Here is a 19,355-nt window from a genome sequence, read left to right as displayed (position 1 = left end):
AACTTATGCAGCATAACCGTAAGATAATATTACTGGTTTTAGGGTTGTTTACTACATCTTTAGTTTCTGCACAGTCAGAAGCGCTAAAGGCAGTGGTAAACAACCTTGCTTTTTATAAGCAAAAAAACGACTTGGCGTACCTTGCACGAGCAAAAAAATCAGCCGATAGTTTAATTGTTACCAGGTCCGACTCCAGCGATCTGACGAAGAACGTTTATCGTCTCATTGTTTATTCGAGTATCCTTAACACCGATACTTTAAATAAGATGAACCAGCCGGAAACGTTTATAGATCAAACATCAGCCTTGCTTGATAAGCTCTCTACTAGGCAAAAAGCCTACAAGTTTCAACCAGAACTTGATTACTCGAGGCGCTGCCTCACCAATGCTTATATTCGCAAAGGTTTTGTAGCCACTACCAATAACGACTTTGCCAAAGCTTCCGCGGCTTTTCAAAAGGCGAAAAACTACGCGCCTTCGTTTAAACCGGTAAACGCCTACATGGCTTATGCCAATAATAAACAAGGCAATTTGCAGGAAGCAGCCAAAAATTACAGCAATTTAATAGCTGCGGATAGCACGAAACTGGAGTATTTTCAAACGGCATCATCCATCTATAAATCAATTGGAGATACCGCCAAAGCGCTGCAGATATTAAAGCGCGCACGTAAAATATTACCTGCCGATAAGCAGCTACTGCAGGATGAGGCTAATATTTATAATAACAAAAAGGACTATAAAGCGTTAGAACCACTAATTGGGGCTTTGATAGATAACAATGCAAACAATGCTGATATTGCCTTTGTGGCGGCAAACTGCTACGATAATTTAAATCAGTACGACAAAGCAGAATCTTTATATCTTAGGGCCATTGAACTTAACGGCGCTGCTTACGAACCGGTATTTAATCTCGGTTTGCTTTATTTTAAAAAGAGCGCGCTTAAGGATAACAATGATAAAAACATCACCAGTGCTATATTATGGCTTGAAAAAGCCAACGAAATGGCCCCGCGTGATAAAAACTGTTTAGCGCTGTTACAACTGGCCTATAAAAAAACGGGCAACCAAAGCCAGTTGGATAGGGTAAATAACAAATTGCAACAAGTAACCAACTAAACATGAATAGCCGCCGTTTGGCCGCAGGTTCATTACACTTAAATACAAAAACTATTTAAAATGAAAATTAAATTTTTAATGGCTGGCCTGCTGGCCTTTGCTTCAGCAACAACCTTTGCACAAAAAAGGGAGTTGAGTAACGCACAAACCGAATTTGAAAAATACCAAGCTATAAGGCAGGGCCAACTGGCTTTAACAAGCCTTAACAATGCCAAAACATCGATAGATAAGGCTGCAACAGATGCAAAAACAAGTACTTTGCCACAAACCTATGCGCTTAAAGGTGCCATCTACGCAACTCTTGCCACTTTAGATACTGTAACAACTACTTCAGCGCCTTTATTTGCAACTGCAGAAGAAGCTTTGAAAAAAGCTAAAGAGACCGACGCAAAAGGCGAAAACAAAAAAATAATTGAGGATGGGGCCCTTAGCTTAGCTCAATACCAGTTATCGGCTGGGGTAAAAGCTTATCAGGGTGCCAAATACGACGTAGCTTACAAGGCATTTGATTACTACCGCAGTATTTCGCCTGAAGATACTACCGCTATATTCTACACAGGCCTTGCAGCTTATAACTCTAAAAATTACCCGGCAGCAATTGCAAATTACAGCAAACTGGTTACTACCAAATATTCAAACGGTGAGCGTATTTATGATGAGCTATCAGGCATGTACCTGGTAAGTAAGGATACCGCCGGTGCGTTAAAATCAGTAGCTGAGGGCCTGGTAAAATACCCAAACAGTTCAACGTTGCGTAAAAAAGAAATCGAGATCGGTTTACAAACAGGTAAATCACAAGAAGTGCTTTCTAAGATCACTGCAGCTATAGCTAACGATCCTAAAAACAAAGCGCTTTATTACTATGCTGGTTTGGTGTATTCGCAAACAGGCGATATTGCTGCAGAAAAAGTAAAAACCACTAAAGATCTTCCGGGCAAAGCCGCGTTAAAAGCAAAAAAGACAGAGAACTACGACAAGGCTGCAGAGATGTACAAAAAAGCATTGGAGATAGATCCCGGTTATTTTGAAGCAAATTTAAACCTTGGTTACATTTTACTTTCACCCGCTATTGATTCGTTTAACGCAGCCAATAACTTACCCGGCACCGCAACTGCACAAAAACAATACGATGCGTTGATGGCAAAATCGGCAGTACAGTTTGATGTAGCAAAACCATTTCTGCAAAAAGCTGTGGATTTGAAACCAGGATCGAGAGACGCGCTAGCCAACCTGATAACTTATTACCGCGGTAAAAAAGATCAGCCAAACGTTGATAAATACACCAAGTTAATGGACGCCGCTAAAGAATAATATAATAGCAACAAAGCATATCAAACGCCATCTCGGAAGAGGTGGCGTTTTTGTTTTATATAGATTTCTTACGACCGTTTAATTTATTACTTAACATAATGTTAATTATAAGACTTTTATTAATAACTATCATTTAAGCGTTTTAGTGTCAATACTGCACCATATTTAGTTTATGCTGATATAATTACAAACAGAATGTTCTACTCTTGCTTTAATTAAAACATCACACCAAAAAAACTTTACGTAAAATGGATCTTAAAATAAAAAATAAAATAGCGCTGGTAACCGGTTCAACTGCCGGTATTGGTTACGCCATAGCAAAATTGTTAGCATCCGAAGGAGCGCACGTAATTGTAAACGGTCGTGGCGTGGATCGTGTAAACGCCACGGTGGAAAAAATAATCGCGGAAACCGGCAATCAAAACGTTAAAGGTATCGCAGCTGATTTTGCAGATGTTACCCAGATAAATGACCTGATAAAGGAACTGCCCGAAGTTGATATACTGGTGAACAATATAGGAATATTCGATCCAAAAGAATTTAAAACCATCCCGGACGAAGAATGGTTTAAATTTTTTGAAGTGAACGTAATGAGCGGCGTGCGCTTATCAAGGGCCTATTTTGATAAAATGATTGCGAAAAATTGGGGACGCATTATCTTTATTTCCAGTGAATCGGGCGTGCAAATTCCTGCCGAAATGATCCATTATGGAGTAACAAAAACGGCCCAAATATCGGTAGCGCGCGGCCTGGCAGAGCTCACGGCAAACACTGGTGTAACGGTAAACACCGTGTTGCCTGGCCCAACGGCATCTGAAGGTGCCAGCGAGTTTATAAAAGCCGTAGCTAAAGAACAGGGCTTTACTGATGCGGAGATGGAAAAGGAATTTTTCACCAATATGCGCGGCACGTCCTTATTAAAACGGTTTATAACGCCCGAAGAAATTGCCAATATGGTGGTTTATATCGCAAGTCCGCTTGCTGCAGCTACAAATGGCGCTACACTGCGGGTGGATGGCGGTGTAATTAAAACTGCTTTCTAAGTTTAAAGCCGGCAAAACAAAAGTGGTCGGGAAATTTCCCGGCCACCTATAAAACGCGAAACGAAGACTTATACACAACCGCTTATAGCGTGGTAAACATCTTATATAAGCTATAATTCATCTTCCAAAAAGACATTTATACCTTTCTCATACGCTTCCCTTTTTGTAACAGAAGCGCTATCAGCATACTCTTGCCTTTACATTAAATTCTGAACAGTTAGTTTTTTCACCTCACCCCTCTTCTTAAATTATATAATAGTTAAAATTGTTATCAAATTGAAATGCTTTAGTAGTTTACGGAAATTTTTTTTCTAAAAGTGAACTGAAGAAAATAACTGTCACAATAAGTTGATTATTAAACAATAACATTATTTCCTTATCGTAAATCAGTACTTATAATTCACTTTATCGAATTGTGATATTCCTATAAGCTATAAAATTATTTTGAAAGGGTTTATCTGCCCTTTACGGTTTCTTTATAAGCAATATCTTTGTTATAATAACACAGAGAAAGCCGAAAATCTGATCCAAGAGTAAGCACCTTTTAAACCTTATTATTATGACCACAGCATCTGCTATGTCCTCAGCGCAGGACATCGACGTACTCATCGTTATCAACACAGAGTATATCAAAACAAATTTTCCAAACCCAAGCCAGAACCCGGATCAACCTACGGGTATTGATCACAACAGCCAGTATATGATCGCTTACGATCCACGTGGCGTCATCGGCGGCCAAGGAACGGCCGACCTTAATTTCCGTGCCTTCCCCGGCGACAGGGTAAGATTCCGCGGCACTTCCATCTACCAAAACTCTGATGACGCGGTGATTATTTACGGCATTAGATATTGGAGCGGCGACAGTGTATTTAACCAGTTTACGCCCAATTTGGTTCAAAGAAACAGGGCCGTAATGCCCAATGTAACCAGCCCCAACGGATTGCCGGCCATACAGGCTCAGTTAAGCTTCACAAGCCTGGATACCACCGTACAAAAATCGGGTACCGAGAACTTCTTCGTTTTCTTTGCCTTATACACAACTGGTAACGACGGGCAAACTCAAAACCTATATGGTTACTACTATTGGGACCCAACTTGCACTGTGCCTCAATAAAGGTTGTAAAAGACCATTAGCTATTGGCGGAAACCTCCCGGTTATTGTAAAGCCAATAAAACCCCTTTGTTTATTAGAACGCTCAAGTAAAGAACAATTTACTGAGCATTCTAACTGATTTTGAGACCATAAAAAAAGGAGTAGAAAATAATTTCTACTCCTTTTAATCGTTAACCAAACTGGTGTTATAAAGGAACCTTTTTTGTGGTATCTCTTTTCACCGTGTCAGCTTTGGCGGTATCAGTTGTGGTTGTTGGCGTGCTCATCACAGCTGTAGAATCTGTTTTGGTGCTGTCAGACCCTGAGCTAGTATCCTTTGTTGAACTGCAACCTGCGGCGATAGTGCCGATCATTGTCGCGACTAACGCGAAACTTAAAATTTGCTTTTTCATAATAGATAGGAGTTTTGAGTGACGTTATTAATATTTACTGTTATAAAACCACTTGTTATACAAGTGGTTTTTGTAAATTCTCTTAAGATTTGCAAACACCGTACCACAAATCATAATATTCGTGTTATAAAATCAGCTTTTGCTCAATATTTTTCTGATATTTAACGGTAATGGTAGTATCAGAAAATTCGTTAAAATGGGTGATGCGCCTCTACCCTCCCCTTCTTTTTCAACGGATCTGGGTGGTGGGTTTCGACAAGGGATTTACAGGTGTGCGGGTGACGGTGAGCAAGAGTTTCCTTAATAAAAACTATAATGGCTCTATTTTCGGCGGGACGATATTTGCCGCGGCCGACCCCTTTTACCCGGTATTATTTCACCAGATATTAAACGCGGATGGTAAAAAACGGTTGGCTATTTGGTCTAAATCATCTAAGATAAACTTCTTAAAGCCGGCAATCAGCAACTTATTTTTTGAGATAAAATTAAGCGAAGCCAATATTGCCGAGGCGAAAGAAACGTTAATAGTGACAGGGAAGTATGAGAAGCTGTTCCCAATAGATATTTATAACCAGGCCGGAGAAGTTTGCGCCTCGCTGATGAACGAGGTTTATGTGCGCGACCTCGACCTGCTTAAAACATTAATATAACACAATGGCTGTTTTTATGAACGATGCCGCCTTCCTTAAAAAGGGCTACGAGATCTCTTTAGATAAAGCAAAACTTGATTTTGAGGCAATATATAGTTATCTTACTACCACCTATTGGGCAAAAGGGATGCCTGCGGAGAAGCTGAAAATAGCGCTGGAAAACTCTATGTGCTTTGGTTTGTACCATAATGGTTCACAAGTCGGGCTATCGAGGGTAGTTACCGACCAAGCAACATTTGCTTATTTGTGCGATGTTTATGTGCTGGAAACGCACCGCGGAATAGGTCTTTCCAAATGGATGATGCAGACCATACTGGCCCATCCCGACTTGCAGGGCCTGCGCCGCTGGAGCTTAGCGACTGCAGATGCGCAGGGGCTCTATAGCCAGTTTGGATTTACGCGGATTAACAATCCTGAAAATTGGATGCAGATACATACGCCTTATAAAGCGGACTAAACTATCGGAAATGAATTTAAAACGACAGATCTTTGAAGGGGAAGGCGTATCGCTCGATTTTAAAAAAACCATTACCAGCTGCGAAAAGATAGCCAAAACCATGGTATCCTTCGCCAACAATGTTGGCGGCAGGCTACTTATTGGCGTACTGGACGATGGCACTATAAAAGGCGTAAAATCTGAAGACGAGGAGCGTTACATGATAACCAAGGCCGCCCATTTTTATTGCCGCCCCGCGCTTGAGCCTGTGTTTGAAGAAATTTATTGGGACGATAAACTGGTAGTAGTGGTTGATATCCCCGCGAGTACCGAGAAACCCCACTATTCCCTTGCCGAGGATGGCAAATGGTGGGCATACATCCGCGTGAAAGATAAAAGCGTACTGGCAAGTAAAATCGTGTTAGAAGTACTAAAGCAATCGGCCAGCAACGACGGTGTGCTGATAGAATATTCCTCCAAAGAAAAAGCCCTGCTGGAGCACCTCGATAAAAGCGAGCGCATCAACATCAAACAATTTTGCGAGCTGCTGAACATAGGCCGCCGCCGTGCGCAACGCATCTTGGTGAATCTGGTGCTCACCGGCGTGATCCGTGTGCATACTACCGAAAAAGAAGAGTTTTATACGGCGAGTTAGCATAGGGTTGAAAGTATAAGGTTAAAAGTTGAAAGTTCCCCTAACAACCAACTCTAACTTTTGACTTTCAACTTTTAACTTTCTTCCCTATTTATCCTGTGCCAACTTCTCATAAACGCTATAGGCTTGCAAACTTAAACTTATTACTTTTGCTCCCCGTTAGTAATGAAAGCCATTTACCACAAATACAAACCTTATTATACCGATAGCCTGAAACTGGCTATCCCGGTTGTGATATCGCAGCTGGGGCATACCTTGGTGCAGGTGTCAGACTCCGTTATCGTGGGGCATTTCGCGGGGACTACTTCGCTGGCCGCGGTATCATTGGTAAGCAGTTTGTTCTTAGTTCCGCTCGTGATAGGCATTGGCATCAGCTATGGCGTTACGCCGCTCATCGCCCAAAACTACGGCCGTGGCGATTACAAAGCGTGCAGCAAGCTCCTTTCCAATAGTTTATTGCTAAATATAATTACAGGCATCGTTTTGTTCTGCGCCATTTATTTTGGTGTGATGGCGTTTATCGATCAATTGCACCAGTCGACTGCCGTGGTGGTGCAAGCTAAACCCTTCCTGTTTTTACTAAGCTTATCACTTATCCCTTTAATGGTGTTCAGCACCTTTAAACAATTTGCCGAAGGATTGGGATTTACCAAACAGGCTATGAAGGTATCTATCTGGGGTAACCTGCTGAACATTTGCCTCGGGGTAATATTTGTAAAAGGCATGTTCGGCATTACGCCCATGGGCATACGAGGGGTGGGTTTAAGCACCCTTATCGACCGTTGTGTGATGGCAATTGTAATGGCATTTTATGTATTGCGTTCTCCTACTTTCCGCAAGTATCTGCAGGATTTTACAGTAAGAAACGTTGACCGGATCCGTGGTTTACAGATCCTCAAAATCGGCGCTCCGGTGGCTTTGCAGTACACATTTGAGGTAAGCGCATTTGGGGCTGCCGCTATTTTGATCGGCGTTATTGGCCCGGTTCCTCAGGCGGCACACCAGGTAGCTATTAGTTTGGCGGCCATTACTTATATGATGGCGAGCGGTATTTCCTCTGCAGCGGCCATCCGCTCTGGCAACTATTTCGGCTCGGGCGATCACCATAACCTGCGGCTTTCCGCTATATCAAACTACCATATTGTAATTGTGTTTATGAGTTGTACAGCCGTTATATTCACGCTGTTCAATCATGTGCTACCATATATTTATACTACAGATGAGCGTGTATTATCAATTGCATCACAGCTACTTATCGTTGCCGCGATCTTTCAGTTGTTTGACGGAACACAGGTTGTGGGGCTGGGTGTGCTGCGCGGCATAGGCGATGTAAATATCCCCACCATCATTACTTTTGTTTCTTATTGGGTTATCGGTTTGCCTGTCGGGTACCTACTGGGCATCTACCTCACTCTCGGGGTACTGGGCGTTTGGTACGGCTTGGTTTGCGGTTTAATATCGGCATCCATTATGCTCTTCCTCCGTTTTCAAACTATCAGCAAAAGAAACAAACTGAAAGTTATAGCAGATCAAAAGTAAAGCTGGTTGGCCACGCGGAATGTGTTGCAATGCGCCTCCACAATATCTTTAAGATTGGGCGAGTAACCGCCGCCCATGCTCACCTGCACCGGGATCCCGTGGCCTTTACATTGCTCCAATACAAAACGGTCGCGCTCCTTACAGCCTTCCCTGCTTACCGACAATTTCCCTAATTTATCCGACGCTAAAATATCTACGCCCGATAAGTAAAAGATAAAATCGGGCTGACACTTATCTATCAACCTGGGTAAGGTGCTTTTTAAAAGAGCAAGATACGCCTCATCCCCTATACCATCATCCAGCGAAAGATCCAGATCCGACGGCTCCTTGTGGAACGGGAAATTCTTATCCCCATGCATCGAAAAGGTGAACACTCGCGACTCTTGCTCAAAGATCTGCGCGGTGCCGTTCCCTTGGTGTACATCTAAATCAATAATTAAGATAGAGTTAGCTAAGTCCTTGTTTAATAAATAATTAGCGGCTATCGCTTGGTCGTTCAGCATACAAAAACCTTCGCCCCAGTTGCTGCCTGCATGATGGGTACCCCCCGCTACGTTAAAAGCTATGCCGTGCTCAAACGCATAGTGGCAGCCGTCAACCGTTCCTTTAGCTATGCGGATCTCGCGTTCTACCAACTGGGCCGAAAGTGGGAAACCAATGCGACGCTGCTCCTTTGGCGGCAGGGGAAGATCGCGGAGTTCTTGCCAATAAATTTTATCGTGGGTGAATAGAATGGTGGCTTCGTCCAATTCCGTTGGCGAAAACAGGTTAACTTCCGTTATCGTCCCTTCGTGCAATAACTGCGCGGGTATCAGTTCATACTTCAGCATCGGGAAACGATGCCCCGGTGGCAAAGGGTGCGCGTAAATGGGGTCGTAAGCTATTTTAAGCATAGCGGATTTACGCGGAAAATATCTCTCCGACGTGTTTCTCGATGTTCTCGCAGATATTATCTACCGGCAGATCGTTGGCATCGTAACCAAACGGGTCTTCAATTTCTTCTGCTATCAGCTCGATACTGGCGAATACGAAAAGGATAAACCCGATCACGGGCATGATGAAATACTTGAGGTCGAAAGCCCAGGCAAAGGGCAAAGTCATAATGTAGGTGAAGATAAATTTTTTGATAAACACGCTGTAAGAAAACGGAATCGGTATTTTTTTGATGCGCTCACAGGCACCACAAACATCTGTAAATGAAGTAATTTCGGCGATTATGCTAACCAATTGCTCCGGGTTTATCTGTCCCTCCCTGTTTAAGCGGTAGATCTGCTTGATAATTTCCGAAGCCACCTGATTGGGCACATGCTTATGCGGATCTATGGCAAAAAAGTTTTGCTGTTCACCCGAATAGGTATCGCGCAGGTGGTTTCGCAGGCTGCGTGCGTACAGCGGGATGGTATAGCTAAAGAACGCAAACTCTTTTTCGTTGACCAGATGCCTGAGTTTAATAGCCAGATTACGGCTGCTATTGGTAAGGCTGCCCCAGATCTTGCGCCCCTCCCACCACCGGTCATACGCGGAATTGATGCGGAAGGCCAGCAATAACGAAAACACAAACCCAATGGTTTGATGCACATAGATCACCTTTTTGAGGATAGTGGTTTCGGGGATCTGAAAAAAATCGATGAGGAAAAACGTAACAACACCCGCGTAAATACTCACACAGGTCATCAGCGGGAAAAGCTCGCGCAGCGTATCAGCCTTGTTAAAACGGAATATAAGCGAGAACCACTGCCTGGGGTTATAGTATATCATTTTGGATTATTTAACAGCTGTGAGCGCTTTAAAAAGGCATTCTGAGGCTTTGTAAACATCGGCAAAGGTATTGTAAAGCGGCACAGCGCTCAGGCGGATCACGTCCGGCTCGCGCCAATCGCCTATAACACCATTATCTGCCAGGTAATTGAATATGGCCCGGGCATTATTTTTACAAACCACCGAAAGCTGGCAGCCCCGCTCAGCGGCATTACCCGGCGTAATAATGCGGTATACATCGTCGCCAACTTTTTGATTGATACCGTTTATTAAAAATTCAAAGTATGCGGTAAGCTGCTCGCTTTTAGCACGAAGCTTTTTTAGCCCGCCTGCTCGTTCAAAAATATCCAGCGATGCCTTGTGCAGCGTGAGTAGTAAAACGGGCGCTGTGCTCACGTTCCAGCCCTCTGCGCCCACCTCCGGCTGAAAGCCCGGTGCCATCAGAAAGCGTTTATCATGTCGGTAGCCCCACCAGCCTGCAAAGCGATCAAGCGTGGTATCGTTAAAATGCTTCTCGTGCACAAAGGCACCACTAATGCCGCCAGGACCCGAGTTCATGTATTTATACGAGCACCAGCAGGCAAAATCGGCATTCCAGTCATGCAGTTTTACGGGTACATTACCGGCAGCATGTGCCAGGTCGAACCCGGCATAGGCCCCCGCTTCATGGGCCGCTTTGGCAATAGCTTCCAAATCAAAGAATTGCCCGGTGTAATAATTTATCCCGCTGAACATCACCAGGGCTAGTTCATCGGCATTATCTTTTATCTGCTGCAGGATATCTTCGGTGCGCAAGGTTACTTCGCCATCGCGGGGTTTTACTTCAATTACCGCGTCGGCCTGTTCAAAGCCATGAAATTTTACCTGGCTCTCCACCGCGTACTGATCCGAGGGGAAAGCGCCTGCTTCCATCAGTATCTTATAACGTTTATTGCTTGGTTTATAGAAACTTACCATCAAAAGATGAACATTCACTGTAAGTGAATTCATGATGGTGACCTCGGCATGCTTTGCACCTAAAATATCAGCCAGTGTAGGGATAAGCTGCTTATGATAGCTCAGCCATGGGTCGTTACCCATAAACCAGCCTTCCACGGCATTGTCTTCCCAGGCGTTTAGTTGTTGTTGAATGTATTGTTTTGCCGAACGTGGCTGCAGTCCCAACGAATTACCGCAAAGGTATATGGCATCTTCGCCATGATGTTTGGGGATAAGAAATTCTCCGCGAAACTGATTCAGCTCGTCCCGCTCATCGTGCGCCTGGGCGAACGCCCATGTGTTTTGGTAGATCATCAGCCAATATTAACAAATTGAGTTTGATTTTTAAGAATTGTTATAGCGATTTAACCACAGAGGACGCAGAGGTTTCGCAGAAAGACACGGAGATATCGAGTTAATATGAAAACCTTTTTTTAATGTAGAGACGCAATATTTTGCGTCTTCCCCTTGCAAATCCAATACGCAAATTGTGTAGGCAGATCGTTTACCTGTCCTATGGGAGACGCAAAATATTGCATCTCTATATCAGAACATTATAACCCTTTCTATAACGCTATCGTTCCATGAGCGCCTTCATCATAGCGTTTACCTGTTACAGCTGCTTTTAGCACATTGAAAAGCACTACCATACTGCTGCTATTGCTATCCCAATATTCGGCATCGGTTGGGGTTATCTTCAATAAGGTAAGCTTAGGATCTTCTACACCATCGGGGAAAAACGCTTGTACAAAAGGATTCCAAAGCGCTTTCATTTTAGCCCTGTCGGCCACCAGTTCGGCTTCGCCGATGATACTAAGATAGGTATGGTTCTTGGGGTCGGAATAAGTTAGTGAGATGGTGTTTTCCACTGATATTTCGCTGGCCTTGGCAGAGTCTTCATTGGTAAAAAACCAGATGTTACCATCGGCATCCACATCGGCGGTACCCATTGGCCGGCTGCTGAAACCCCTTTCGGAGTTGTAGGTAGTCAGCATTGCTGTTTTAACTTCATTGATCTCATCGCGGAAGTATTTCAGGCTTTCGGTTTTTGATTGCTCGCTCATCGCTGTAGGGGTTTAGATGTGCAATAACAAACCAGCGGCTTATTTGTTGGGCTTGCTCACAAAAATATTTCCCCTTACATAAAATCGGTATGGCAGTAGCGCGTCTTCCCCGGCATAGTCCACCCCAATTCGCGGCCCTGCAACCACTTCTGCATCCGGGAAACTTAGCCCACGGTCTTCCACCCAAATGGTATCGCCCTGCAAACTAAAGGCATTTATCTTGCGCGAGATACCCAGTGCTTTAGCTACTGAACCCGGGCCTTTGGTGATGTTTGGCTTCAGCGTTTCCATATTGCGGCGCTGCATAATAATGTCGAGCCCATCCGTAGGGACTACGGCCCGGATAAGTATGGCATGTGGCTGCCCGCCAACAGAAGTTACAATGTTAAACATCTCGTGGATACCGTAGCACAGGTAGACATAAGCGATACCGCCCTGCTCGAACATGGTTTTTGTGCGGGGTGTTATCCGGTTGCCGTAAGAGTGGGATGCCTTATCAATGATGCCATTATAAGCTTCTGTTTCAACAATATAACCACCTGTAGTTTCACCATCAATACAGGTAAAAAGGTATTTGCCTATCAGATCCCGACTCAGCGCTACCACATCGCTGCCGAGGTAATATTCTTCTGGTAATTTCATGGCTGTTGTAGTATATCGGCCAATAATTTATTGATCTCAGTGGCCCTGTCAAACACCATAATATGTGTGCCACCTTTGATTATAGCGGTTGGATCTTTTATCTTTTTCCAGGGAAATACCTGATCTTTATCGCCAATGATGTGGAACAGGTTGGGGATTGACTCCGTATTGTTGAAATACAGCACCGCGTGCATGGCCCATTTCAAGAACACCGGCGACGAGTTTGCAAGCATACTTTGAAAGATCGCAAGGTCTCCGGCTGCCATATCGCCAAATATCGGTTTCACCATAAAGCCAACCTTGGTCATGATGCTTGCGGGGATAGGTTTATAAACCGGAACTTTCTGAAACAGTTTAAAATACCATGGAGCTTCGTCGGCAGTTTTAATACTGGATATCAGGATCACCTTTTGCAGCTTCACCTGCTTGGCTATTTCAACCGCGATCATACCACCAAGGGAATCTCCAATTACGATATCGCCGGACTGTATATTGTAGTGCTTTACAAGCTTTTGCCCGTAAGTAGTTAAAATATCAAGGACGCCAGGTGTTACCCAATCTACCGGTAAGCGCTCAAATCCTGAGGGCAAAACAATGTTTTTGTACAGCCTGGTATCAGCACCCAGGCCGGGTATCAGGAATACCTTAGTCATTAAAATTTAATGAGCTTTACTATCTCGCCAAGATACTTTGCATCCACTTCATTAAATTCGGCAAGTTCCGAACTATCTACATCCAGCACCCCCACTACTTCGCCATCATGAAACAACGGCAGTACAATTTCTGAGCGGGATAACGAACTGCATGCAATATGCCCGGGAAACTCTTCTACATCGGGCACCACCAAAGTTTGCCCCTGCTGCCATGCCGCGCCGCAAACGCCTTTACCCAAACCTATCCTGGTGCAGGCAACCGGCCCCTGGAACGGGCCGAGCACCAACTCGTTACTCTTCACCAAATAAAAGCCTACCCAAAACCATTTGAATTGTTCTTTAAGCGCGGCAGCCACGTTGGCAAGGTTGGCCACCAAGTCGGGCTCGCCAAAAAGAAGTGCTTCAATTTGGGGGATAAGCGAGATATATTGTTCGGCTTTATCGGCCGATGTGGTTATTGTAAGGTCTTCTGCCATGGTGCAAAAGTAAGTATGAACGTGTAAAACTAAATAAGCCGAATATCATATTTAATATTTTATTTCGCAGTAGATGATCGTCAGCCTCACCATTATACGTTACCGGAAAGCGTTTGTACCTTTCGCCCTGCTGGCTATGGCAGTACATCGGCTACCCATGTGGCTGCAGCGGGGCTGCACTTTTTGGAAACTGTTGGGCAGCGGTCGCAACGGCACTTTCGACCTGCAGCCCGACTGGCAGCAATGGGGCCTCTTAGCCGTTTGGGAAAGCAGGGAAGATTACGAGCGGTTCCATCAGACCTCTTTCGTGAGCAAATGGTGGAAGCTTTTGGGCAGCGAGCAATGGACAGTACTTTGCCAGCCCATGCAAAGCCATGGCAAATGGGACGGCAAAGAACCCTTTGGCAAACCCGACCTAAAGATAGCAGATGGCCCGATGGCCGTGCTTACCAGGGCAACCATTAAAATGAGCCGACTTAAAAACTTTTGGAGCCACGTAGATGAAGTGGCCGAACTAATGGCCACAGCCCCGGGCTACATCACCTCCATCGGGGTAGGCGAAGCACCCGTTTACCGGCAGGCAACGTTTTCGGTTTGGGAAAGCATGGAGCACATGCGGGCCTTTGCCTACGGCAGTAAACAACATGCCGAGGTGATCAAAAAAACGCGAAGCGAAGGATGGTACAGCGAAGAACTTTTCGCCCGGTTTACCATTTTGGAAAGCAGCGGAACGATGAACGGGAGAAACCCTTTGGATGAATTTCGGAATTAGGATGTTGGATTTCGGAATTAGGAAAATAAAAAATAAACCTTTAAATAAATTCGAATTTGAAAATTCGACATTCGAAATCAAAAAACCATGAGAATAATAGCAGAGTTACCCCACCCGGAATTTAAGATCTCCATCCTCAGCATGAACCAAAAATTTATAGTAAAGATAGAACAGGGCACCCTGGAGCAGACTTATAAGATTCCGGAAATGGACCTGACCGATGGCGTGAACAGCGTTTTTGAAATACTGGACGAAGCGTTTTTAAAGACCGTTTCCACCCGGTTTGCTGAAATGGGCAAGGACTATAAGAATGCATTCTATCGCTACAACTATTAGCGTCAATATACTGTATTACAAGCAGTTGATTTATTAAAAATTCATTTTCGGAATTATATTTGGCAAAATGGCTCGTTTATCAACAAAAAAAAAACCTCTATATCATTTCATTTATTAATTAAAATACATAAAACACTGATAGTTATGTAATTTATGTATCCTCGTAAATTTTAATTTGGTGGCCTTAAATGCCAAACAAATGGGAGGTTTAAGCTAACATCAGGTCTTGATACCAAAAACCGTCGGGTTTCGTATCGGTATTGATAACACAATTATCGTCGTTATTTTTGGGGGCCTTGTATTCCTTAAACACCTTCACCCCTGTTTTGTATCTTATATCATTTTTGAAGATCGGGCCCTTAAACGTGAAGGTATGAAACTCGCCGTTCTCGCCGCAAACATCCACCCCATCCGGTAAACCGGCGATAAGCTCTTCCCCCATTTCCCGGCCTACAAATTTCTCCAGCCGTTCCCGCACGCAAGCGATAACGGTACCAAAACCCAAGCCCAAAAACTCGCCGATCAATTCGTGGGTGTCGCGTTTCCAGAGCGGGTAAATGCCGGTCATCCCTACCTCGGCAAGGCGGGCATCGCGGTAGTTTTTCAAGTCCTCCAAAAAAATATCGCCGAAGACAGAATGGCTTATTCCCTCGCTTTTAAAATGCGCGAGGTGCCGGCGCATCGCCGCATCATATTCTTGCATGCCGGGCATTTCGGGCAGGCGGATCTGGTAAAGGGGTAAGCCTATCTCCTCTGCCTGCCGCAGCAGCAATTCGGTACGCACACCATGCATCGAGATCCTGTCGGCAGCATCATTGATAGTGGTAACCAGGTAGCGGATATCAAGGTCGGGGTTTTGCAGGCAATGGTAAAGGGCGAGTGCGCTGTCTTTACCGCCGCTCCAGTTGAAGATGCAGGGAGTCATTTTGGTGAGTAGTGAGTAGTGAGTAGTGAGTAGTGAGTAGTGAGTAGTGAGTAGTGAGTAGTGAGTAGTGAGTAGTGAGTAGTGAGTAGTGAGTAGAACCTTTTGTTATGACTTTGGTTTTATCTATTTTCCCCCATCAGTTCATCTACCAGCATGGTTACGCCAATGGTAGCCTTATAAGGCATCTCCACTACCCCTGGGCTGGATGATACCGGAATATTGGGATCGATGATATAACGCGTTACATCTCGCGGCACGTAGTTGATAAGCCCTGCCGCCGGGTATACCGCAAGGGAGGTGCCTATCAAAATAAAAACTTCAGCATCGGCACAAATTTGCGCCGCGGTTTCTATCATGGGCACAGCCTCGCCAAACCACACCACATGTGCCCGCAATTGGGAGCCCAATTTGCATTTTTCGCCCATCTTAATTTCCCATCCATTTATAGGATAAGTGAGCCTTGGGTTTACGCTGGATTGGGAGCGGGTGATAATGCCGTGCAGGTGAACTACGTTGGTAGAACCTGCGCGTTCGTGCAGGTCGTCGATATTTTGGGTGATGATGGTAACGTGGTATTTTTCCTCCAACCGGACAAGCGCCAAATGGGCTACGTTAGGGCTGGCCTCTAAAACCGATTTACGGCGCTCATTGTAAAACTGTTGAACCATTTGCGGATTACGCTCCCAGGCCTCGGGAATGGCTACGTCCTCGATGTTGTAGCCTTCCCACAACCCATCGCTGTCGCGAAAGGTTTTCAGGCCGCTCTCGGCACTGATACCGGCACCAGTAAGGATGACGATCTTTTTCATTGGCAATTTTAAAATATTATCAGACGCGAAGTATCGCGTCTCTACGGGAATAAATTAAAAACAAAAGCGGTTCTGCCTAAACAAAACCGCTTTTAAAATATATGGATAAACCGGCTTAAAGGGCCAGTTGTTTCTTGCTTTGTAAAACAGTGTATTTGTTTTTTGCCAGTTCGAAACCTCCGAAAAGGATAGCACCATAAATGGCATCCGCGATCAGCATATTGGTTTCAAATGGATAAATGGCTTTTACCAACAGCATTAAGTAGTTCTCCCATGTGCTGGCAATACCGTACACTACGGGGAGATCCATAACAAGCCAGTGGATCAGTACCGATACCACAGATGCAGCAGCAAGGTTAGCTATATTTACCTTTTTGATCAAAGTCCCAACAAATACCATCAGCATAAAACAGCCGTACATCCACAAAGAGCTGGCGAAAAAAACCACCGTTGAAGTATAAATGTAGTTAATAACCAGGTCGCTTATAAAAAGTGCCAATAAAGGCACCACGAAAGCTTCCCATTTACGGGTAAAGTAAACGCCACCAAATAAAGCAACCGCACCAACGGGTGTAAAATTACTTAAGGCAGGCACCTGCGTATTAATAATGCGCATAGTAATAGCGCCCAGCACCATTAAAACGAGTATAACGAACCGCGTGTTGATCTTTTGTAGTGACATAATTTTATATATGAAGCAAATTTATTGATTATCCATTGTAAAAACGAAAACTATTTAAACCGGTAATTTGCCCCCAGCATAAAGTTGGCGCGGCGGGTGTTGTACCCTAACCAGTCAACATATTTTGTATCCAACACGTTGTATACATCGCCAAAAAAGCTAAGCTCTTTGTTGGCGCTGTATTGCAGGTGCAGATCTACCAGGTTGTATTGCTTTAAAACTACCACTACCGGTTCAAAAGTCTTCGGGTCGTAAGTTAGGTCGGTGGCGTTGCCTGTGTGCTTGTAATTTACACCGAAAGAAAGATCGGCAGTGGCCTGGTACGATATATTAGCCCCGAAAGTGTTTTTTGGCCTGCGGTATAGGTTATTGATTTGCAATACGTTTGCATCGGTTAGCTTACCAGTTACATAAGCATACCATGCCGAAGCAGTCAGTTTTTTATCATGGTATTTCAACTCGGTTTCGAAGCCTTTGTCCTTTTGCAAAGCGCCGTTTTTGTAGAACGATTTGAAAGGAGAGATCGGCTGTGTGTAGAAATAAATCACATCCTTAGCATTGCGTTTGTAGAACGATGTAGTGAATGACAAGGTGTTTTTTATAACTTCCCAATCAAAACCGGCTTCGTAACTGCGGGTGTATTCCGGCTTTAACGCACTGTTGCCATATTCTGATGAAAGTTGGTATAAGGATGGCGCTTTAAAAGCAGAAGCAATTGTACCGAACATTTTAAACTGATCGGCAAGTAATACCGACGGATTGATCGTATAGGTAAACTTATCGCCAAAGGCACTGTGGTGATTGTATCTACCGCCCAATTCCATGTGGAAGATACCCGATTTAAAGAACAACGACGTATAAACACTGCCAATATCGTTGTGAGCCGTGGTATCACTCGGGCCAGGGTTATAATCCGGCACTTCGTATAGGCTATGCTGGTTGGTGTAACTGTATTTATACCCCGCGCCGCTGGTGATATCAAAATAATTGCCCAAGCTGTAATTCAGCACGGCTTCGGCATTGGTAATATGGCCAATATTTATAGTTTCCGAGTGGGTTCCACCGTTATCAGGCGGCAGATTAATGAAGTTATTGTGTACTGTGTTTTGGCTTATGTTAAAGTTCAGCAAACCTTTTGGTAGTTGAATTTTTGCACCTATACCACCGAATACAAAGGTGTGCTTGTAATCGTAATTCTGATCGTCCTTAAAAGCACCGTAAGGCAGGTTACCATTGTCGCGGCTGATCTGCAAGTTACCGTTCAGCGCGAATTTGTTGGTGATCTCCTGGTCTACATTCACACTGGCCGAACGCTGGTGAAAACCGTCTTTTTTAAAGTTGCCGGTACCCGAAGCATCCGTAGCGGCAGCAAAACCTTTAGAATCGGAGTTTGACAAATTGAGGGCGATGCCTGTTTTATTCAGCCTGCCGTTCAAACCCGCCGATTCTTTAAATGTACCGTAGCTGCCGCCTACAAACTGTAGGTTGCCTTTCAGCCCCTGCCCTTGCGCATGTTTGGTGATGATATTGATGACACCAGCAACCGCATCCGATCCATATAAGGTAGATCCGCTTCCTTTTAGTATTTCGATATGGTCTATCTGGTCTAAAGGGAAAGCGTTCAGGTCGTAACTGCCGTCAATGGAGGCCGCATTATTGGCCGGGAAACCATCGATCAATATTAAAGTGTTGCCAGATGATGCGCCGCGCAGGAAAACCGACGTACCGATACCCGGAGCATTTTGAGCACCCGAAAAGGTGATGCCCGGAATAGTGTTTAACAGTTGCGGCAGGCTTCTACCCTGCGAGCGTTCAATTTGCTGTGCAGAAATGGTGGTAACCACCCGGCCTATTTCACGTAGTTTTTTTGGTGAGCGGGTGGCCGTGACTACCACATCGTTAAGTACCCGGGTGGTATCCTGGGCGCGGGCTGCAGTACTATGCAGCGCCAGTTGTGCAAGCCCCAGGCCTGCAGCAACAATTACGTAATTTTTTTTCATGTTGT

Annotated in this window: 22 protein-coding genes; 10 read left to right on the top strand and 12 right to left on the bottom strand. The window is 44.6% G+C overall.

Annotated elements, in window-relative coordinates; all coding sequences use genetic code 11:
- Positions 1 to 5: 5 nt before the first annotated feature.
- From EPL05_RS09795 to EPL05_RS09780, 4 genes are all read left to right on the top strand, one after another.
- Complete coding sequence (locus EPL05_RS09795; protein ID WP_128533752.1) at positions 6 to 1,115, top strand: tetratricopeptide repeat protein; 1,110 nt, start codon at positions 6 to 8, stop codon at positions 1,113 to 1,115.
- 60 nt (positions 1,116 to 1,175) lie between these two features.
- The gene (locus tag EPL05_RS09790; RefSeq protein WP_128533751.1) at positions 1,176 to 2,426 is read left to right on the top strand and encodes a tetratricopeptide repeat protein; all 1,251 of its coding nucleotides are present in this window, start codon (positions 1,176 to 1,178) and stop codon (positions 2,424 to 2,426) included.
- Positions 2,427 to 2,674: 248 nt separating this feature from the next.
- Positions 2,675 to 3,469, top strand: a complete 795-nt coding sequence (locus EPL05_RS09785; protein WP_128533750.1) for an SDR family NAD(P)-dependent oxidoreductase — start codon at positions 2,675 to 2,677, stop codon at positions 3,467 to 3,469.
- Positions 3,470 to 4,028: 559 nt separating this feature from the next.
- On the top strand, positions 4,029 to 4,583 hold the full coding sequence (locus EPL05_RS09780) for an inclusion body family protein (RefSeq protein ID WP_128533749.1): 555 nt from the start codon (positions 4,029 to 4,031) through the stop codon (positions 4,581 to 4,583).
- A 185-nt stretch (positions 4,584 to 4,768) separates the two neighbouring features.
- On the opposite strand, the gene EPL05_RS09775 is transcribed toward EPL05_RS09780, so the two are convergent.
- Positions 4,769 to 4,975 carry a coproporphyrinogen III oxidase gene (locus EPL05_RS09775; RefSeq protein WP_128533748.1) on the bottom strand — a complete coding sequence of 69 codons (207 nt, stop codon included), beginning with the start codon at positions 4,973 to 4,975 and terminating at the stop codon, positions 4,769 to 4,771.
- Positions 4,976 to 5,145: 170 nt separating this feature from the next.
- On the opposite strand from EPL05_RS09775, the gene EPL05_RS09770 reads away from it, so the two are divergent.
- The 4 genes from EPL05_RS09770 to EPL05_RS09755 all read left to right on the top strand — a co-directional run bounded on the left by EPL05_RS09770 (position 5,146) and on the right by EPL05_RS09755 (position 8,255).
- Positions 5,146 to 5,625: a PaaI family thioesterase gene (locus EPL05_RS09770; RefSeq protein WP_128533747.1), complete on the top strand. Its 480-nt coding sequence runs from the start codon at positions 5,146 to 5,148 to the stop codon at positions 5,623 to 5,625.
- Between the two features lie 4 nt (positions 5,626 to 5,629).
- On the top strand, positions 5,630 to 6,082 hold the full coding sequence (locus EPL05_RS09765) for a GNAT family N-acetyltransferase (RefSeq protein WP_128533746.1): 453 nt from the start codon (positions 5,630 to 5,632) through the stop codon (positions 6,080 to 6,082).
- Between the two features lie 10 nt (positions 6,083 to 6,092).
- Positions 6,093 to 6,716 carry an AlbA family DNA-binding domain-containing protein gene (locus EPL05_RS09760; RefSeq protein ID WP_128533745.1) on the top strand — a complete coding sequence of 208 codons (624 nt, stop codon included), beginning with the start codon at positions 6,093 to 6,095 and terminating at the stop codon, positions 6,714 to 6,716.
- A gap of 165 nt (positions 6,717 to 6,881) precedes the next feature.
- Positions 6,882 to 8,255 carry an MATE family efflux transporter gene (locus EPL05_RS09755; protein WP_128533744.1) on the top strand — a complete coding sequence of 458 codons (1,374 nt, stop codon included), beginning with the start codon at positions 6,882 to 6,884 and terminating at the stop codon, positions 8,253 to 8,255.
- On the opposite strand, the gene EPL05_RS09750 is transcribed toward EPL05_RS09755, so the two are convergent.
- The 7 genes from EPL05_RS09750 to EPL05_RS09720 all read right to left on the bottom strand — a co-directional run bounded on the left by EPL05_RS09750 (position 8,246) and on the right by EPL05_RS09720 (position 13,826).
- Positions 8,246 to 9,148: a histone deacetylase family protein gene (locus tag EPL05_RS09750; RefSeq protein ID WP_128533743.1), complete on the bottom strand. Its 903-nt coding sequence runs from the start codon at positions 9,146 to 9,148 to the stop codon at positions 8,246 to 8,248. The genes EPL05_RS09755 and EPL05_RS09750 overlap by 10 nt on opposite strands.
- 7 nt (positions 9,149 to 9,155) lie before the next feature.
- Positions 9,156 to 10,013: a bestrophin family protein gene (locus tag EPL05_RS09745; protein WP_128533742.1), complete on the bottom strand. Its 858-nt coding sequence runs from the start codon at positions 10,011 to 10,013 to the stop codon at positions 9,156 to 9,158.
- 6 nt (positions 10,014 to 10,019) lie between these two features.
- Complete coding sequence (kynU, locus tag EPL05_RS09740; protein WP_128533741.1) at positions 10,020 to 11,306, bottom strand: kynureninase; 1,287 nt, start codon at positions 11,304 to 11,306, stop codon at positions 10,020 to 10,022.
- Positions 11,307 to 11,557: 251 nt separating this feature from the next.
- Positions 11,558 to 12,055: a pyridoxamine 5'-phosphate oxidase family protein gene (locus tag EPL05_RS09735; protein WP_128533740.1), complete on the bottom strand. Its 498-nt coding sequence runs from the start codon at positions 12,053 to 12,055 to the stop codon at positions 11,558 to 11,560.
- 39 nt (positions 12,056 to 12,094) lie between these two features.
- A complete protein-coding gene (locus EPL05_RS09730; RefSeq protein ID WP_128533739.1) occupies positions 12,095 to 12,697 on the bottom strand; it encodes a DNA-3-methyladenine glycosylase in 603 nt (200 codons plus the stop codon).
- Positions 12,694 to 13,350, bottom strand: coding sequence for an alpha/beta hydrolase (locus tag EPL05_RS09725; protein WP_128533738.1), 657 nt, complete (start codon positions 13,348 to 13,350; stop codon positions 12,694 to 12,696). Before EPL05_RS09725 ends, EPL05_RS09730 begins: the two co-directional genes overlap by 4 nt.
- Positions 13,350 to 13,826 carry a GAF domain-containing protein gene (locus tag EPL05_RS09720; protein WP_128533737.1) on the bottom strand — a complete coding sequence of 159 codons (477 nt, stop codon included), beginning with the start codon at positions 13,824 to 13,826 and terminating at the stop codon, positions 13,350 to 13,352. The genes EPL05_RS09725 and EPL05_RS09720 overlap by 1 nt, the downstream gene beginning before the upstream one ends.
- 73 nt (positions 13,827 to 13,899) lie before the next feature.
- Between EPL05_RS09720 and EPL05_RS09715 the strand changes: the two genes are divergently transcribed.
- Together EPL05_RS09715 and EPL05_RS09710 are read left to right on the top strand one after the other, a co-directional pair.
- Positions 13,900 to 14,598 carry a DUF3291 domain-containing protein gene (locus EPL05_RS09715; RefSeq protein WP_128533736.1) on the top strand — a complete coding sequence of 233 codons (699 nt, stop codon included), beginning with the start codon at positions 13,900 to 13,902 and terminating at the stop codon, positions 14,596 to 14,598.
- 87 nt (positions 14,599 to 14,685) lie between these two features.
- The gene (locus tag EPL05_RS09710; RefSeq protein ID WP_128533735.1) at positions 14,686 to 14,934 is read left to right on the top strand and encodes a hypothetical protein; all 249 of its coding nucleotides are present in this window, start codon (positions 14,686 to 14,688) and stop codon (positions 14,932 to 14,934) included.
- Positions 14,935 to 15,142: 208 nt separating this feature from the next.
- Here the strand turns inward: EPL05_RS09710 and EPL05_RS09705 are convergent, their stop codons facing one another.
- The 4 genes from EPL05_RS09705 to EPL05_RS09690 all read right to left on the bottom strand — a co-directional run bounded on the left by EPL05_RS09705 (position 15,143) and on the right by EPL05_RS09690 (position 19,350).
- A complete protein-coding gene (locus tag EPL05_RS09705; protein ID WP_128533734.1) occupies positions 15,143 to 15,859 on the bottom strand; it encodes a Dph6-related ATP pyrophosphatase in 717 nt (238 codons plus the stop codon).
- A 119-nt stretch (positions 15,860 to 15,978) separates the two neighbouring features.
- Positions 15,979 to 16,668: a Sir2 family NAD-dependent protein deacetylase gene (locus EPL05_RS09700; protein ID WP_128533733.1), complete on the bottom strand. Its 690-nt coding sequence runs from the start codon at positions 16,666 to 16,668 to the stop codon at positions 15,979 to 15,981.
- A gap of 115 nt (positions 16,669 to 16,783) precedes the next feature.
- Positions 16,784 to 17,350 (bottom strand): DUF6580 family putative transport protein, encoded by a 567-nt coding sequence (locus EPL05_RS09695; RefSeq protein WP_128533732.1) that lies wholly within the window; start codon positions 17,348 to 17,350, stop codon positions 16,784 to 16,786.
- A 50-nt stretch (positions 17,351 to 17,400) separates the two neighbouring features.
- Positions 17,401 to 19,350: a TonB-dependent receptor plug domain-containing protein gene (locus tag EPL05_RS09690; protein ID WP_166727677.1), complete on the bottom strand. Its 1,950-nt coding sequence runs from the start codon at positions 19,348 to 19,350 to the stop codon at positions 17,401 to 17,403.
- Positions 19,351 to 19,355: the final 5 nt, after the last annotated feature.

Origin of the sequence: Mucilaginibacter gilvus, from assembly GCF_004054195.1 — a bacterium.
Classification (GTDB): Bacteria; Bacteroidota; Bacteroidia; order Sphingobacteriales; family Sphingobacteriaceae; genus Mucilaginibacter; species Mucilaginibacter gilvus.
This window is presented reverse-complemented; position numbering and strand designations above follow the sequence as displayed.